This is a genomic window from Micromonospora sp. I033, assembly GCF_053890995.1.
Genome location: NZ_JBSSLX010000152.1, coordinates 1 through 14,560 on the forward strand (window position 1 = coordinate 1; position 14,560 = coordinate 14,560).

Here is a 14,560-nt window from a genome sequence, read left to right on the forward strand (position 1 = left end):
GTGGCTCTGCGTCAACGACAACAACCCGGCTGCGGCGCTGTATCGGCGGCTCGGGTTCGTGGATGCCGGCCGACGGGCCCGCTACCTGCGCCGCCTTTCGTAAGTTGCCTTGAGCAAGACCTGGCGCGCTCGGCCTTCTTGGAGGCCGAGCGCGCCTGGCAGTACGTGTCTTCTTGGGCCGTCCTGGCGTCTCGGGCTACTGGTAGAGCCGGCCGGGGCGTGTGGAGCGTCCCCGCTTGGTGATCGTGGCGTCTCCGCGTCTACGGCGCACCATGATGCTCTTTGCGGCCTTTTTGACCGGAGTGAGGATTCTGTCCTTCATCGCGTGCCTCTCTTCTCTCGTCTGTCAGATCGGAGATGGCGGTTCGGCGGCGCGAGCCGCCGGTAGGTCGCGTACCCGGTGGGGCGGCGGTCATTCGCCGGCGCTTGCCGCTCCGGTGGTGCTTCAGTGACGGGTGAGCCAAGGTGCGCGGCGCGTGCAGGACCCGGTGTGGTCGACCGGCAGGGCGCAGCGGCCGCCGCCGGGCAGTGGGCGGTCGCAGAAGACCCAATGGCGTACGCACTGCTGGTCCTCGGCCGAGACGGTCACGCCGCCGGGCTCGACGCGGGCGCTGAGCTGGGCCAGCAGGCGGGCGGCGGTGCGGGCGAGGATCCGGGCGCGGTGCAGGTCCGGCGCGGTGACGGGCAGGTGGATCACCCAGCGGTCGGTCATCGGTAGCGGTGGTTCGCCGACTGGGCGCTCTGCCACGCGCGCAGGGCGTTCTTGATGTGGACGTTCTCCTCCTGCACTGCTCGCAGCGCAATTTGCGCGACGGTGAGTTCGTCGGCGACCTGGTGTAGGAAGGTGCGGATTTCGGCCGGGTCGAGGCCGCGGCGGCGGACGTTGAAGCAGCGCTCGCGGATCTGCCAGGGGCGGAGCGGCTGTCTTCTGCGGGCTTGTGCCGATGGTTGGCTCTCCTCGCGTCGGCCCGCTAGCCGACGGATCAGGTTGCGCACGGGGGACCGCCCTTCGTCGGGTTGCGTCGAAGTGTGGTGGGGCGGCCTCCGCCGGTTGCGGTCGGCGGAGGTCGCCCTGCCCTGCGGCCTTGAATCGGGTACGGCGGCAGGGCCGCGCTGCGGGAGCGCGGAGAGTGAGGTCTCGACGGCGATGCGAGACCGGTACGAGAGGCGCCAACCGACCGCAGCGGCACCGCATCACCGAGAGCGACCGTATTGCCACCGAGTCACCTATGTCAAGGGCGTCTCAGAGTCATCTACCCACCTATGTCACCGGTGCTAGGTGCGTTGCCTGTGCCGCGATGGTTGATCGATACTGGGCGGGCCAACCGACTGCAAGGGGCCTGACGTGCCTATTCCACCCACAATGGACGAGCTGCTCGACGATCTGCTGAAGAAGATCAAGAACGGGAACTACCCACCCGGCTCTCAGCTCCCCTCTGGGCGGGTGCTGGCAGACGAGTACGACGTCTCGCAGTCGACCATCAGCCGTGCGGTTGCAAGGCTGCGCGAGCAGGGTGTGCTGGTCGGCCGCCCGGGCCGCGGCGTCTTTGTCGCGGAATCCCCGCGGCGCTGACCGGTCCTGCCGGCGATTTGTCGGCGGCTGCCGGACGTCGTGTTGCCGCACAACTTTGGCCATCGCTGTCGGATTACCGACTCGCAACAGTAGCCTTGGGCAACCTGGGGTCTACCGTCGGTCCCTTGGGGCAGTCATGATTTGTTCATGGTGATCCCCCATCAGCCCGACTCGATGGGCATCTCGACCCTCGGGGTAAACGGATGCAAGGCGAGGTTTGGGGTTGCGTATCTCCGGGCCGTATGCAGCCAAGCTGGCGTTGGATTCGCCGAGACCTCGATCGATGAGGACGTGCTCGCAATCGACGGCCGCATCGAATTCGCCGTCGCTGATGCGCGGGTGCAGGTCAAGTGCACGGGCAAGTTCCGCATCAATGGAGGCGACACCGCAACCTGGCCGGCGGAGAAGCAGTGGTGGAGCAAATGGCACAAGTCGGCACTGCCGGTCTACTTCGTTCTGCTCGTGGTCGACCCGGATGATCAAGCTAGCTGGCTCGACCACCGTAGTGACGGCACCATGCATCGAGCCGCCGCCTTCTGGGTCCGAGTCGACCAGATGTCAGAGGGGCCAGGTATCACTGTCCCGAAGAGCCAACGACTCACGGCAGAGACTTTGCGCCAGTGGGCTGCCGACGTCGACGCATGCTTTCAACCGCAGCTGCAAGGTGGGTGCTGATGACCAGTGAGCCAGCACTACCCACGGTAAGCGAGCTGCGTTCGTACCTCCGCTTCCAAGGCTGGTCCGAGCAGCCACCAGGGCCAGCGGGATCCCTTTGGATCCGTGACGGACGCCGGATCGGCGTACCTCTCAACGGCGATAAAGAACTAATATCCGGCGTGCTTGCCCGGTTAGCAGAAACGGAGATGCGGACACCGGAGGAGGTGGCGTCGGCAGCCAAGTATCTACTTTTCGACGTCACGCGCCTGCGAGCAGTCCACGATTCTCGAATCGGTGACGCGATTCCGCTTGAAGCCGGCGTGAGGATTCTCGCATCCGCGCGAGCCATGCTTCGCGCGACTGCTACTACCGCCCGATGGGAGCGGGCGCACATCGCCACAAACTACTCGAAATTGGGCGACGATGTCGTACGTCAAGCCCTCATGGGTCACACGCAAAGGGGCTCATACGTAATCCCGGTGCTGGTTCCCCTGCCTGAACCCTCGGAACCGGATTTGCATAGGCCAACGCTCGACCATAACCAGCGAGAGTTCCATCGCGCTCCCACAGAGCCGTTCGAGAGACGCGTCGTTCGTACCTTCGCTCAGTCGATGCAGGCAGTAAGAGAGCTGGTTGTGGATCCCGCTCGTACACCCACTGCGAGTGAAGTGCACGAACTGGTGTATCGGGGCGTCAGCCGAGAGTTCTGTAGTGCTCTAGCTGGCATTCTTAAGCAACGAGCAATAGGGGAATTTGAGGCGACCGTTGACTGGGCGCCAGCTATACCTGCGCCGGAGACGATGCCGCGAAGTGTTGCTATCGAAGCAGAGGCCGGCGACCTAGTTAAGCTCGCCGCCGAGAAGCTGCGCCAACAAAGAGTAGACCCAAGTCGCGTGTTCTCCGGAACCATAGTTCAGCTACGTCACGAGAGTCCAGATGATCCGTTTGGGGAGATCGCCGTGGCGACCTTGCGTCAGGGCCACCCTGCGGAGGTTTTAGTAAGACTCCGAATGGACCAATATTTAGAGGCATGGAATTGGCATTATCAGGGGCGAGCTGTTCTGGTTGAGGGAACGATAAGGCGAGCGCCGGGGCGGCCGTTGCGGGTAGACAGCCCTGTTCGGTGTAGGCCGGTGGACGAGATGATGCTTCCTGCCGCGGACTTGCCTCATCCCGACCCTGAGTCGAGCCTCCGCGAGCGCTTTGCGGAGCGCCTCCGGTCAATCGCGGATGCGCCCGGCAAGAGCATCCGTCCTTACCGGCGTGAGGATCCCCCTGCAATTGAGGGTCCCCGCGCGATTGAAGGGCCTTCGCCCGATCGGGATTAATATCTCGCTAAATGACCTGTTGTGTTGGATCTCTGCATGTCAATCGGCGGATCGTCCAGCCCTGTTGGACGGAGCCTAGGGCAGGCGCTGTGAGTAACCGGATCAATCATTAATCGAGGAAAAATGTTTATTCGCGAATTCCTATACGTCGACACCGACAAGGTGCGTGGCATGCTAGCTCAGCTCGATGGTGGGATCAGCGAAGAACAGCGTGACACGACCAAGCGTGACAAGCGGACCGAGGGTGGCATCAAGGGTTTTGCTGGGCACTATCAAGGGTGGGGTGAGGAGAGCTACGTTACGAAGTCTCTCGGCGACGCTCTCTTCCCTACCCTCGAAGATGCTCTTGATTCCGAAAGTCTAATTCACGATCTGTCGGAAGATCTGCAAGACCCTTCCTTCTGGCAATCCGGGCGACTTCAGGAAGTAGCACCTCCTGGTACTCTGATCCGCGTTTCGTCCCTAGGTTCATTGTTCGATGCACGGTATGTTGCAGCCAACTTGGCCGGATTCGGTGCGACGTATTCGGGTATGGAAGCAATCGGGGCGGTCGAGAGTTCACGGCCAAGCGCCAGCAGCAACAGAGGAAACCCGAAGAGCAAGGGCTCGAAGGGGCAGGAGCCGGCCTCGCACGAGCTTGAGGACTCCATCCCAGAGTTTAGCCCAATTAAGGGCGAGGAGGGCGGCGAGATTGGGCCGCAGTACCTCCGCGGCATTGTGAAGCTCTCGCGAGGGCTCTTTCTTCCTGGGCTGCACCTCAATCTTTATCCGACAGACGATGATACCCTCAGCATTGGCGCGCGACTTCAGGAGGGCCGGCACTTCCTAGACGGCGATCCGGAGATCCTGTTTGCCCGCTACGGCACGGGCAAGCAGATGTGGACGCTGGTTGGCACAGTCGGCCACTATGCCGACGAGAGGGATAGGCAAGGCCCTATGGCTGTCGACATTACAGACGGGTCGGGGAATGTCGTCCGCGGTCGGACGGCCGGCTTTATCAATTCACATATGCGTTTCCTGGGGGCCCTTGGATTCGCCGATGTTCCGCAGTGGCCCGGATTCAACGTGGTGCCGATGGCGGTCTACCGCACCATCTCCAGACGACCACACGAGGTGGGCGCCGTCTAGTGGGTGGCCACGCGTTGTCGCCGATCCACCCTGCGTGGGTCATCCTGGCTTGTTTGGGTCGGCGGTGAACGGGATGTCTACTCCCGTCTCGCCACCGACCCGAACTCACCGGTAGAACTCCATCTTGGAGTGCGTACCGGGCAAAGCCGTCCCCGTGTTGACTGCCGAGTAGGCGAGACACCGACGGATGGGCTGGCTGCGACATCAGGTCTATAGGAAGAGCGACCAGATGCTCTCGCGCGGCTTCACGAGGCTCAGCCACTGACCGACTCGGATGTCTAAGAGGCGTGATGTCGGGGGGATCACCGCAATATCGATCAACCGGGAATCAGTCGAACGACGGCAGCGACGGGCCGAGGACGTCGTCCGCGTCCACGATCGTGTACGCATACCCCTGCTCGGCCAGGAACCGCTGCCGGTGCGCCGCGTACTCCGTATCGATCGTGTCCCGGGACACCACCGTGTAGAAGTGCGCCTGCCGCCCATCCGCCTTCGGCCGCAGCACCCGCCCCAACCGCTGCGCCTCCTCCTGCCGCGACCCGAAGGTCCCCGACACCTGAATAGCGACGGCAGCCTCCGGCAGGTCGATCGAGAAGTTCCCGACCTTGGAGATGACCAGCGTCTTCACCTCACCCGACCGGAACGCGTCGAACAGCCGCTCCCGCTCCTTGTTGGTCGTCGACCCCTGCACGATCGGCGCGTCGAGATACTCCCCGAGCTGGTGCAACTGGTCGATGTACCCGCCGATGACCAGCACCTGCTCGTCCGGGTGCCGCTCCACGAGCGCCCGCACCACCGGCAGCTTCGTCCGCGCCGTCGCCGCCATCCGGTAGCGCTCCTCGGCCTCCGCCGTCGCGTACGCCATCCGCTCGGCGTCGGTCAGGGTGACCCGGACCTCGGTGCACTCGGCCGGGGCGATCCAGCCCTGCTGCTCGATGTCCTTCCACGGCGCGTCGTACCGCTTCGGGCCGATCAGGCTGAACACGTCGCCCTCGCGGCCGTCCTCGCGTACCAGAGTCGCCGTGAGGCCGAGCCGACGGCGGGCCTGGAGGTCCGCGGTGAAGCGGAAGATCGGCGCGGGCAGCAGGTGCACCTCGTCGTAGATGACCAGACCCCAGTCGCGGGCGCCGAACAGGTCGAGGTGGGTGAACGCGCCCTTCTTGCGGGAGGTGAGCACCTGGTACGTGGCGATGGTGACCGGGCGGATCTCCTTGCGCTCGCCCGAGTACTCGCCGATCTCCTCCTCGGTGAGCGAGGTGCGGGCGATCAGCTCGCGCTTCCACTGCCGGCCGGCGACCGTGTTGGTGACCAGGATCAGCGTGGTCGCCTTGGCCTCGGCCATGGCCGCCGCCCCGACCAGCGTCTTGCCGGCGCCGCAGGGGAGGACCACCACGCCGGAGCCGCCGGCCCAGAACGCCTCGACGGCCTCCCGCTGGTAGGACCGCAGCGTCCACGGCTTGCCGCCGTCCTTGCCGGACTCGGCCAGCTCGATCGGGTGCGCCTCGCCGTCGACGTAGCCGGCCAGGTCCTCGGCGGGCCAGCCGAGCTTCAGCAGCGCCTGCTTGAGCCGGCCCCGCTCGGAGGGGTGCACCTGGATGGTGTCGTCGTCGAGCTTCGGGCCGAGCATGCCGGCGAGCTTCTTGCTCTTGGCGACCTCGACCAGCACCACCCGGTCGAGCGCGCGGAGCACCAGGCCGTGCGCCGGGTCGTTGGCGAGCTGGAGCCGGCCGTAGCGGTCCATCGTCTCGGCCACGTCGACCAGCAGGGCGTGCGGCACCGGGTAGCGGGAGTACTTGATCAGCGAGTCCACCACGCCCTCGGCGTCGTGGCCGGCGGCCCGGGCGTTCCACAGCCCCAGCGGGGTGAGCCGGTAGGTGTGCACGTGCTCGGGGGAGCGCTCCAGCTCGGCGAAGGGCGCGATGGCCATCCGGCACGCCTGGGCGTCCGGGTGATCGATCTCCAGCAGCAGGGTCTTGTCCGACTGCACGATCAGTGGTCCACCGCTCACGCCAGCGTCCTCTCCCTATGCCGGAATTCTCGCCCACCCGGCGGCTGACCTGCCGGAGGCGGACCATCCAGTGTTGCACGCGAAAAGGTGTCCGGAAAAAGTCTCGCTGGACAGGCAACGTCACACTCCTCGCGTACGTCTAGCAAGCGAGACAACTGTCCAGGGGGAGGGCCCATGAAGCGTGTCCGGTTCGTCGTCCGGGCCGTCAGCCTGGCAGCGGTCGTGCTGGTCGGCGTCGGAGCGTGTGCGCTCGATCCGCAGGGCGACGGATCCGGGGCCGCCGCCCCGGCCCCCGTCGGCCTGACGGAAGAGGCATCGGGGGCGAGCGCGCCGCCCACGCCGGAGCAGCCTGCGCCGTCCCCGTCGGCGCAGCCGAGCCGGACGGCCACGCCGAAACCCAGCCGCAGCACCACGCCGAAGCCGGCCACGCCGAGCCCGTCCCGGTCCACCGGGTGCCCGCAGGGGGAGCACCAGCGGGCCGTGGAGACGTACCTGACCCGGCTGGGCGGTTTCGGGACGCTGACCGTGGACGGTTAGCAGTCGGCCGCCGACTGCACCGCGATCAAGAAGTTCCAGCGCCGCTACGGGATCAGCCCGGCCGCCGGTCGCGCCGGCGCCACCACGTACGACGTGGCGAAGCGGCTGGCCAGCACCGACACCGGGCGCTGCAACGCCGGCTCCGGCACCACCTTCTGCGTCGACCTGACCCGGCAGACCGTCTGGGCGATGCGCGGCGGGAAGGTCGTCATGGGACCGACGGTGACCCGCACCGGCATGGCCGGCTTCGCCACCCCGACCGGCACCTACTCGGTGGGTGGGAAGAACCTGCGCGAGTGGTCCAACCCGTACGAGGTCTGGCTGCCCTACTGGCAGCGGTTCAACGGCGGGATCGGCTTCCACGAGACCACGACCTACCTGCACAACCCCTGGATCGGCTCGCACGGCTGCGTGAACCTGCTGCACCGCGACGCCGTGCGGCTCTGGGAGCTGGGCTCGGTCGGCACCCGCGTGGTCGTCTTCGGCCACCGCTCTGGCACCTGATACCAGCCCGGACGTGACCGTCCCGCCCGGATCAGGGTTTTATCCCCTGTCCGGGTGACCCCTTCCGGTGCCACGCTGGAGGCCGGGTCCACCACGGGGCGGGAGGGACTGGAGATGACCGTCGACCACGACGTGCTCCCCGAGGACGACCGGGCGCGCCAGCAGGAGGTCTCACCGGCGGCCCTGGTCGGCTACGCGGCCGCGGCCGCCGGCATCTTCGGCTGGTTCCTGTTCGGGCTGCTGGTGCAGCGGCAGGGCTTCGTCGACTCGGTCGGCGAGTCGGCCGGGGCCGCGTTCGCCCTGCTGCTCACCGTCTCGGTGGTCGGCACGCTGCGCCGCAACGGCGACTAGTCCTCCAGCACCGCCGCGGTGATCCGGTGCAGCGCGAAGGTGTGCAGCATTTCGGTGCGCTCGTCCTCGGCGCGCAGGTAGCCGGCCCCGATCGAGACGGGCCGGACCAGCCGGGACGCGGTCGCCCCGTGCGCGTCGACGTAGCCGACCCAGACCAGCGCCTTGTCCCGTACCGCCTGCTGGAGCACCGCGAGGGCGTCGCTGTGGGTGTGCGCCGGCGCCGGGCCGGTGGCCGCCGTCCCGCCACGGACCACCGCCGGGGCCCGCCGCGCCGCCCGGGCCGCCGCCTCGCCCCGGCGGATCTGCTCGACCACCCCGAGGAGCCGGGGCATCGGCAGCCGCGGGGCCGCGAGCGGGTCCAGGCCGCGGCTGGTCACCGGCACCCGGGCCGGCGCCCGCCGGACCTTCGGCCGGGCGAGCACCGCCGCGCCGCCGGCATCCTCGGGCACCGGCGCGTAACCGGCGTCGCGCAGCGCGGTCAGCATGCGGTTCACCTGGTACGGGGTGACGAGCACCGTCGGGGCCAACCGCCGGAACGCCAGCGCCTCCAGCCGCTTGTCGGCCTGCACCTCGGTGAGCAGCGCCTCGTCGTCGCTGCGCACGTAGCCGCCGGCCGAGCCCACCCGCAGCCCGCCGTGCTTGCGCGCCACGTCGTCCACCAGGTAGGTCAACCCCTGCGGCACCGGGGTACGCGACCGGCGGCGGAACAGCGCGTGCAGGTCGTCGGCCGTGTAGCCGGCGTCCAGGGCCCGCCGGACGCTGGCCGTGGTGACGCGGTGCACGCTCGCCCCGCCGGCCGACTCGTGCTCCGCCACGACGTCCAGTTCGGCGGCGAGCGCCGGGTCTGGCGGGCCGGGCACCACCACGGTCAGGTCGGCCTGCACGAGGAAGTGGTCGACCGGGGCGGGCAGCAGCGCGTCCAGCGCGCGGACGGCGGTGGACGGCTCACCCGACTCGGCGTCGGCGTACAGCCCGAGCGGGTCCTCGGCCCGCTCGTCGGCGTCGGTCAGCTCGGCCAGCAGCAGCCGCCCGTACGAGGTCAGCGCGCCGAGCCCGGTCACCCCGAGCTGGGCCGCCTCGGCCAGCACCTCGCGGTGCGCGGCCTCCCGGCCCCGCGCCCGGCGCGGCGCCCGCCAGTCCAGCAGCTCCAGCACCTCGTCCTGGGTCGGCGCGGTCGCCGGGGTCAGGTCGGCCAGCACGGCCAGCACGAAGCGCCGGGCAGCCGGCGCGCCGGCCCGTTCCGCCTCGGCGGAGAGCACCGAGATCGGCCGGTCCCGATCGTCCCGCTGGCCGACCAGGCCCACCTGGCGGGTCATGGTCAGCCAGGCCCGGGCCAGCTGCTCCCAGCGCTGGGCCAGCGAGGCGGCCCGCCACACCTCGTACCCGCCGGTGGGCAGGATCTGCTGATCACCGCCGTGCCGGGTGGTGACCGCGCCGGGCAGGTCCATCTCGCCGAGCAACCCGGCCGCGTACGCCACCTCGAACAGCAGCGCGGTGGTCGGGTCGTCCAGCCCCAGACCGCGGGCCAGCCGGCGCAGGTCGCGGACGCCCACGCCGCCGGAGCGCAGCACCGGGGCCGGCTCGGCGGCGAGGGCCTCCAGCAGCGCCTCGGTGTGCCGGACCACCTCCATGGTCTGCCCGGCTCCGGCCGAGTCGACGGCCTTGGCCTCGCGCGGTGGGCTCGACACCACGGGCGGGCTGGTGCGCAGCGGGCCGAGCGGGCCGCTGTCCCGCCGCAGCAGCAGCGCCACCTCGCGGGGCAGCTCGACGGTGCCGCCGCCCTTGACGGCCGACATCCGGACGAGCAGCCGGTGCTCCACCAGCCAGCGGATCGGCGAGCCGGTGGCCGCGCCGCCGTTGACCAGGTCCGGCGGAAGCACGTCCTCAGCGCCGGTGGCGGGGGCCTCCAGCGCGCCCGGGGGCACGGTGCCGACCGGCGGGCCGGCGGCGAGCCGGTCCAGGATCGCCCGGGCCGAGGGCGGCGCGGCCAGCAGCGTCCGCCGCAGCTTCGCCGGGTCCGTGCAGACGGCCGCCGCCCGCGGGTCCAGCTCCGCCGCCGGCCGGCCCAGCCCCGCGGGGTACGGGGACACCTCGTCGACGCCGCCCACCACGTGCAGGTCGTGCTCCGGCCCGTACAGCAGGAAGAGCGCACGGAGCTTGTTCACGGCGCTGCGGACCGCGGTCGGGGCGGGCGGGTGCGGGCCGGCGGTGGCCAGGGCCAGGATCGCCTCGGTGGCGGTGCCGCCGCCGTCCGGGCCCCGGGTGAGCCGGGCGGCGTCCAGGATCAGGAGGGTGAACTGGTCCAGCCCGTCGAGCGCCCGGGCCACGGAGACGCGCGACTGGGCGCGGATGGCGAGGGCGGAGACGTCGGCCGGCACCGGCACGACGAGGTCCGGCCGCAGCTGGAGGAGGGCGGCGAGGGACTCGTCGGGAAGGGTCCGCAGGTGGTCGGCGAGTGAGGTGGTCATCGTCGTTCCACGCTAGCCCGGCCGGGGGCTGTCCCGCCCCTCGGACGGGTACGTTCTCGGAATGCCCTCACTCATGGTCGGCTTCGACCTGGACATGACCCTGGTCGACTCGCGCCCCGGCATCGCGGCCGCCTACCGGGCGCTGACCGCGCGGACCGGCGTGCCCGTCGACGCCGAGCTGGCGGTCTCCCGCCTCGGGCCGCCGCTGCGCACCGAGATCGCGCACTGGTTCCCGCCGGAGCAGGTCGAGGAGGCGGTGACCATGTACCGCGAGCTCTACCCGGCGTACGCGATCACCCCGACCCTGCCGATGCCCGGCGCGGAGGCGGCGATCGCGGCGGTGCACGCGCGCGGCGGCCGGGTCATGGTGGTGACCTCCAAGATCGGCCGGCTGGCGAAGCTGCACCTGGACCACCTCGGCCTGGCCGTCGACGAGCTGGCCGGCGACCTGTTCGCCGAGGAGAAGGCGACCGCGCTGCGGGAGCACGGCGCCACCCTCTACGTGGGCGATCACGTGGCCGACATGGCCGCCGCGAAGGCTGCGGGAATCCCGGGCGTGGGAGTAGCGACCGGCCCGTGCCCGAGGGAGGACCTGAGCGCCGCCGGAGCCCACCTGGTGCTGGATGATCTCACCGGATTCCCGGCGGCGCTGGACCGGATCATCGGGCTAGCCTTGGAGGGGTAGAGGTTCCGAGCGAAGCAGGGGTTTTCAGGTGCCGACGGGTCGAGTGAAGTGGTATGACGCGGCCAAGGGATACGGGTTCGTCACCAGTGACGAGGGTGGCGACGTGTTCCTGCCGAAGGGCGCGCTGCCGACGGGTGTCACCGACCTGAAGGGCGGCCAGCGGGTCGATTTCAGCGTGGTGGACAGCCGGCGGGGCGCCCAGGCCATGGGGGTCAAGCTGCTGGAGGCGCCGCCCTCGGTGGCGGAACTGCGCCGCCGGCCCGCCGAGGAGCTGCACGGCCTGGTCGAAGACATGATCAAGGTGCTGGAGGCGAAGGTCCAGCCGGACCTGCGCCGGGGCCGCTTCCCGGACCGGAAGACCGCGCAGAAGATCGCTCAGCTGGTCCACGCGGTGGCGCGCGAGCTGGAGGTCTGAGGGACGAGCCCGGCGTCGGCGGCCCGGCCCAGCAGCGCCTCCACGGCGGCGAAGCCGTCCTCTCCGAGGTCGGCGGTGAACTCGTTGACGTAGAGGCCGATGTGCCGGTCCACCACGTCGGGCTCCATCTCCTGCGCGTGCGCGAGGACGTACTCCCGGCTGGCCTCCGGGTCGGCCCAGGCCTGCCGGACCGACTCGCGGATCCAGGCGGCCGCCTCGACCGGGTCCACCGCGCCCTTGCGGGCCAGGATCGCGCCGAGCGGGATCGGCAGCCCGGTGTCGCCCTCCCACCACTCGCCCAGGTCGACCAGCGCGGTCAGCCCGTGTCGCGGGTAGGTGAAGCGCGCCTCGTGGATCACCAGCCCGGCGTCGTACCGCCCGGCCGCCACCCCCGGCATGATCTCGTGGAACGGCACCACCTCGATCCGCGCCGGTGCCTGGTCGGCCGCCCACAGCCGGAACAACAGGTACGCCGTGGTCCGCTCGCCCGGCACCGCCACCGTCGCGCCGGAGAGGTCGGCCCGGTCGCCCCGGGTGAGCACCAGCGGGCCGCAGCCGCGCCCCAGCGCACCCCCGCAGGGCAGCAGGTGGTAGTCGTCGAGCAGCCACGGCAGCGCCGCGTAGCTCACCTTCACCAGGTCGAACGCCCCACGCTCGGCGGCCGTGTTGGTGACGTCCACGTCGGCGTAGGTCACCTCGACCGGCGGCGCGCCGGGCACCCGGCCGTGCACCAGGGCGTCGAAGACGAACGTGTCGTTGGGGCAGGGCGAGATCGCCAGGGAGAGCGCCACGCCCCCACCGTAACCCCGCCGGATCCGGTGCCCACCACCCCGGGCCCGCCGGGTGTGACGAGCAACCGGCCGCGTCGCCCGTCGGCCTCGATGCCTCCTGTTCAGCCGCTACAAACTTGATGACGTAAGCGGATCGCGGCGACCCTTGACCCGCCCGCTCAGGCATCCCGGCACCGGGGTGTGACGGGGGCCCGTCGTGCGCGTTTCCGTCAGCCTCGGCGCCGGCGTGAGCCTGAACGGCGCGAGGCCCAGTGACGCCTGGATCGTCTATGAGACTCTGCAACGACCTCCGCCTCGAGGCCATGAGTCACCTACGTCATCAAGTTCGTAGTCGCTTCAGCAGCGGTGACGGGATGCCCGGGTCGACCTGAAACTGTCGGCCAGCGACGACATGCGTCCCCAGCTGGCCCGATTTTCCACATGGTTGTCCACAGGTGGATTAGCGGGGTTGAGGGCGAGCGCGGCGCCGCCCGACCATGGCCCGGTGACCGACGCCGAGTCTGTGACCGACCTGGCTGCGACCCTGCGGGCGCTGCGCCGCGCGGCTGATCTGAGCCAGCGGGAGCTGGCCCGGAAGTCCGGGGTGCCGCAGGCCACGATCGCCCGTATCGAGTCGGGGCGGTCACCGGATCCGAGCTTCCGCACCGTCGAGCGCCTCATCGGCGCCACGGCCGGTCGGTTCGTGCTCCACGGGCCGACCGGCGTCGAGCTGACGACGGTGCCGCACGAGGAGTTGCGGGACGCGGCGGGTCGGCACTGCCCCGCCCACCTGGACGCCCACGAAGTGCGTGAGCCGAAGGACTGGCCCGGTGCCTGGTGGGCGCACTGGTTCAACGTGCCACCTAACCGCTGGCCTCCGTTGCCAGCCGTGACGTTCCGGCTCGATCGCATCGTGCGGGACCGGGATCGGCTGCGCGAGCGGGTGCGCCGCGATCACCTGGTCCGCCGCTACACCGACCCGGCGCTCCCGTCGACCTCCTGGCGGTTCGTCGCCGAATTGCCGGATGGCGGCCTCGTCGGGGAGTTGCGCGCGCACGAACGCAGCAGCGACTTGCTCATCGGGCATCCCGAGCCGGGTCAGCGGCAGGTCGTGCTGGACGGTGTGCTCGTCGCTCCGCCGTACCGGTTGCTGGGCATCGGGCGGCGCCTGGTCGCCGCGCTCGTGGCAGAGATGGCCCGGGCGGGCGTGCGGTCGGCGCACGCGATCGCCGAGAGCGCTGGTGCCAGCTTCCTGGTCGCGTGCGGGTTCGAGGTAGAGGCGAGCCGGCCCGCGGCGCTGCGGTTCGAGCGGCCGATTAGCGGAGGGCCGCGGCCGCCGCGGTGAGCGCGGCGAACGCCTCGCGCATTCGCCAGGATTCGCGGTCGCGGGGGCCGATCGGGTTGGAGACCGTCCGCAGCTCGGCGAAGGGCAGGCCGGCCTGGGTGGCGGCGACGGCGACGCCGTACCCCTCCATGGCCTCGGCCACCGCGTCGGGGTGCCGGTCGGCGAGGGCCGTGGTGCTCGCGGCGGTGCCGGTCACCGTGCTGATCGTGAGCACCGCGCCGACGGTGGCCGCTGGCAGGGCGGTCCGCAGGGCGCCCAGCAGGCCGGGGTCGGCGGGCACGACGCTGCCGCCGCCGAGCAGTTCCGGCGGCATGCCCAGTTCCTCGAGCGGGATGAAGCCGGTGGGGGACTCGGCGCCCAGGTCGGCGGCGACGCTGCGGTTGGCGAGCACGGTGCCGCCGACCGGCACGCGGCCGACGAAGCCGCCCGCGATGCCGGCGCTGACCACCGCCCGGTACGGCCGACCGGCCGCCTCGGCGAGCGCCAGCAGGCGGGCGGTGGCGGCGCCGGCCACGGCGGGGCCGACCCCGACCGGCGCGACGGTGATTGTGGGGTCGGTGAGGCCCGCCCGGACCGCGTCCGCCTCGGCGGGCACCGCGGTCACCACCAGCAGTCCGCTCACGCCACCGGTCCCCGGGGCTCCCGCCGGTTCTCGTCCTCGGTCCCGCCCGGCCCGCCGACGGAGGACGACGGGCGGTAGATGTGGAAGCCCGGCGGTGCCAGGTCGTCGTCGGCCGGGAGGGGCGGGTCGGCCCGGTGCGGGGCCGGCGGGGGGGGGGGGGGGGCGGCGG

Annotated in this window: 13 protein-coding genes and 1 pseudogene; 8 read left to right on the forward strand and 6 right to left on the reverse strand. The window is 70.3% G+C overall.

Translation table 11 applies throughout. The annotated features are described in order from the left end of the window. Positions 1-445 precede the first annotated feature (445 nt). The gene (locus ACW0Q9_RS21915; RefSeq protein ID WP_456184187.1) at positions 446-712 is read right to left on the reverse strand and encodes a hypothetical protein; all 267 of its coding nucleotides are present in this window, start codon (positions 710-712) and stop codon (positions 446-448) included. After that, positions 709-987: a DivIVA domain-containing protein gene (locus ACW0Q9_RS21920; RefSeq protein WP_456184207.1), complete on the reverse strand. Its 279-nt coding sequence runs from the start codon at positions 985-987 to the stop codon at positions 709-711. The genes ACW0Q9_RS21915 and ACW0Q9_RS21920 overlap by 4 nt, the downstream gene beginning before the upstream one ends. Positions 988-1,363: 376 nt before the next feature. Here ACW0Q9_RS21920 and ACW0Q9_RS21925 point away from each other — a divergent pair, with 376 nt between their 5' ends. The 3 genes from ACW0Q9_RS21925 (at position 1,364) to ACW0Q9_RS21935 (ending at position 4,686) form a co-directional block, all read left to right on the forward strand. Next, positions 1,364-1,573 carry a GntR family transcriptional regulator gene (locus ACW0Q9_RS21925; protein WP_456184189.1) on the forward strand — a complete coding sequence of 70 codons (210 nt, stop codon included), beginning with the start codon at positions 1,364-1,366 and terminating at the stop codon, positions 1,571-1,573. Positions 1,574-1,720: 147 nt separating this feature from the next. After that, entirely contained in the window at positions 1,721-2,248 is a 528-nt protein-coding gene (locus ACW0Q9_RS21930) for a DUF4365 domain-containing protein (RefSeq protein ID WP_456184191.1), read from the forward strand. A gap of 1,433 nt (positions 2,249-3,681) precedes the next feature. Further along, complete coding sequence (locus tag ACW0Q9_RS21935; protein ID WP_456184193.1) at positions 3,682-4,686, forward strand: DUF6414 family protein; 1,005 nt, start codon at positions 3,682-3,684, stop codon at positions 4,684-4,686. Between the two features lie 328 nt (positions 4,687-5,014). Here the strand turns inward: ACW0Q9_RS21935 and ACW0Q9_RS21940 are convergent, their stop codons facing one another. Beyond that, positions 5,015-6,694 (reverse strand): DNA repair helicase XPB, encoded by a 1,680-nt coding sequence (locus tag ACW0Q9_RS21940; RefSeq protein WP_456184195.1) that lies wholly within the window; start codon positions 6,692-6,694, stop codon positions 5,015-5,017. 174 nt (positions 6,695-6,868) lie between these two features. On the opposite strand from ACW0Q9_RS21940, the pseudogene ACW0Q9_RS21945 reads away from it, so the two are divergent. Both ACW0Q9_RS21945 and ACW0Q9_RS21950 read left to right on the forward strand, forming a co-directional pair. Further along, positions 6,869-7,735: pseudogene (locus ACW0Q9_RS21945) on the forward strand (L,D-transpeptidase family protein). 114 nt (positions 7,736-7,849) lie between these two features. Continuing rightward, positions 7,850-8,086, forward strand: a complete 237-nt coding sequence (locus tag ACW0Q9_RS21950) for a hypothetical protein (RefSeq protein WP_456184209.1) — start codon at positions 7,850-7,852, stop codon at positions 8,084-8,086. Here ACW0Q9_RS21950 and ACW0Q9_RS21955 read toward each other — a convergent pair. Continuing rightward, positions 8,083-10,554, reverse strand: coding sequence for a helicase-associated domain-containing protein (locus tag ACW0Q9_RS21955; RefSeq protein ID WP_456184197.1), 2,472 nt, complete (start codon positions 10,552-10,554; stop codon positions 8,083-8,085). The genes ACW0Q9_RS21950 and ACW0Q9_RS21955 overlap by 4 nt on opposite strands. Positions 10,555-10,615: 61 nt before the next feature. On the opposite strand from ACW0Q9_RS21955, the gene ACW0Q9_RS21960 reads away from it, so the two are divergent. Both ACW0Q9_RS21960 and ACW0Q9_RS21965 read left to right on the forward strand, forming a co-directional pair. After that, complete coding sequence (locus tag ACW0Q9_RS21960) at positions 10,616-11,239, forward strand: HAD family hydrolase (protein WP_456184199.1); 624 nt, start codon at positions 10,616-10,618, stop codon at positions 11,237-11,239. Positions 11,240-11,267: 28 nt separating this feature from the next. Beyond that, on the forward strand, positions 11,268-11,654 hold the full coding sequence (locus tag ACW0Q9_RS21965; protein ID WP_302769305.1) for a cold-shock protein: 387 nt from the start codon (positions 11,268-11,270) through the stop codon (positions 11,652-11,654). Here the strand turns inward: ACW0Q9_RS21965 and ACW0Q9_RS21970 are convergent. Next, positions 11,615-12,445 (reverse strand): 1,4-dihydroxy-6-naphthoate synthase, encoded by an 831-nt coding sequence (locus tag ACW0Q9_RS21970; RefSeq protein WP_456184201.1) that lies wholly within the window; start codon positions 12,443-12,445, stop codon positions 11,615-11,617. The genes ACW0Q9_RS21965 and ACW0Q9_RS21970 overlap by 40 nt on opposite strands. A 484-nt stretch (positions 12,446-12,929) precedes the next feature. Between ACW0Q9_RS21970 and ACW0Q9_RS21975 the strand changes: the two genes are divergently transcribed. Continuing rightward, positions 12,930-13,769, forward strand: coding sequence for a GNAT family N-acetyltransferase (locus ACW0Q9_RS21975; protein ID WP_456184203.1), 840 nt, complete (start codon positions 12,930-12,932; stop codon positions 13,767-13,769). Here the strand turns inward: ACW0Q9_RS21975 and ACW0Q9_RS21980 are convergent. Then, positions 13,741-14,391, reverse strand: coding sequence for a futalosine hydrolase (locus ACW0Q9_RS21980; protein WP_456184205.1), 651 nt, complete (start codon positions 14,389-14,391; stop codon positions 13,741-13,743). The two genes, ACW0Q9_RS21975 and ACW0Q9_RS21980, sit on opposite strands and share 29 nt — an antisense overlap. Between the last annotated feature and the right edge of the window lie 169 nt (positions 14,392-14,560).

Bases quoted from the DNA above. Each gene is read 5' to 3' on its own strand.
- ACW0Q9_RS21915 (WP_456184187.1), bottom strand. From the start codon at position 712: ATGACCGACCGCTGGGTGATCCACCTGCCCGTCACCGCGCCGGACCTG.
- ACW0Q9_RS21925 (WP_456184189.1), top strand. From the start codon at position 1,364: ATGGACGAGCTGCTCGACGATCTGCTGAAGAAGATCAAGAACGGGAAC.
- ACW0Q9_RS21930 (WP_456184191.1), top strand. From the start codon at position 1,721: ATGGTGATCCCCCATCAGCCCGACTCGATGGGCATCTCGACCCTCGGG.
- ACW0Q9_RS21935 (WP_456184193.1), top strand. From the start codon at position 3,682: ATGTTTATTCGCGAATTCCTATACGTCGACACCGACAAGGTGCGTGGC.
- ACW0Q9_RS21950 (WP_456184209.1), top strand. From the start codon at position 7,850: ATGACCGTCGACCACGACGTGCTCCCCGAGGACGACCGGGCGCGCCAG.
- ACW0Q9_RS21955 (WP_456184197.1), bottom strand. From the start codon at position 10,554: ATGACCACCTCACTCGCCGACCACCTGCGGACCCTTCCCGACGAGTCC.
- ACW0Q9_RS21960 (WP_456184199.1), top strand. From the start codon at position 10,616: ATGCCCTCACTCATGGTCGGCTTCGACCTGGACATGACCCTGGTCGAC.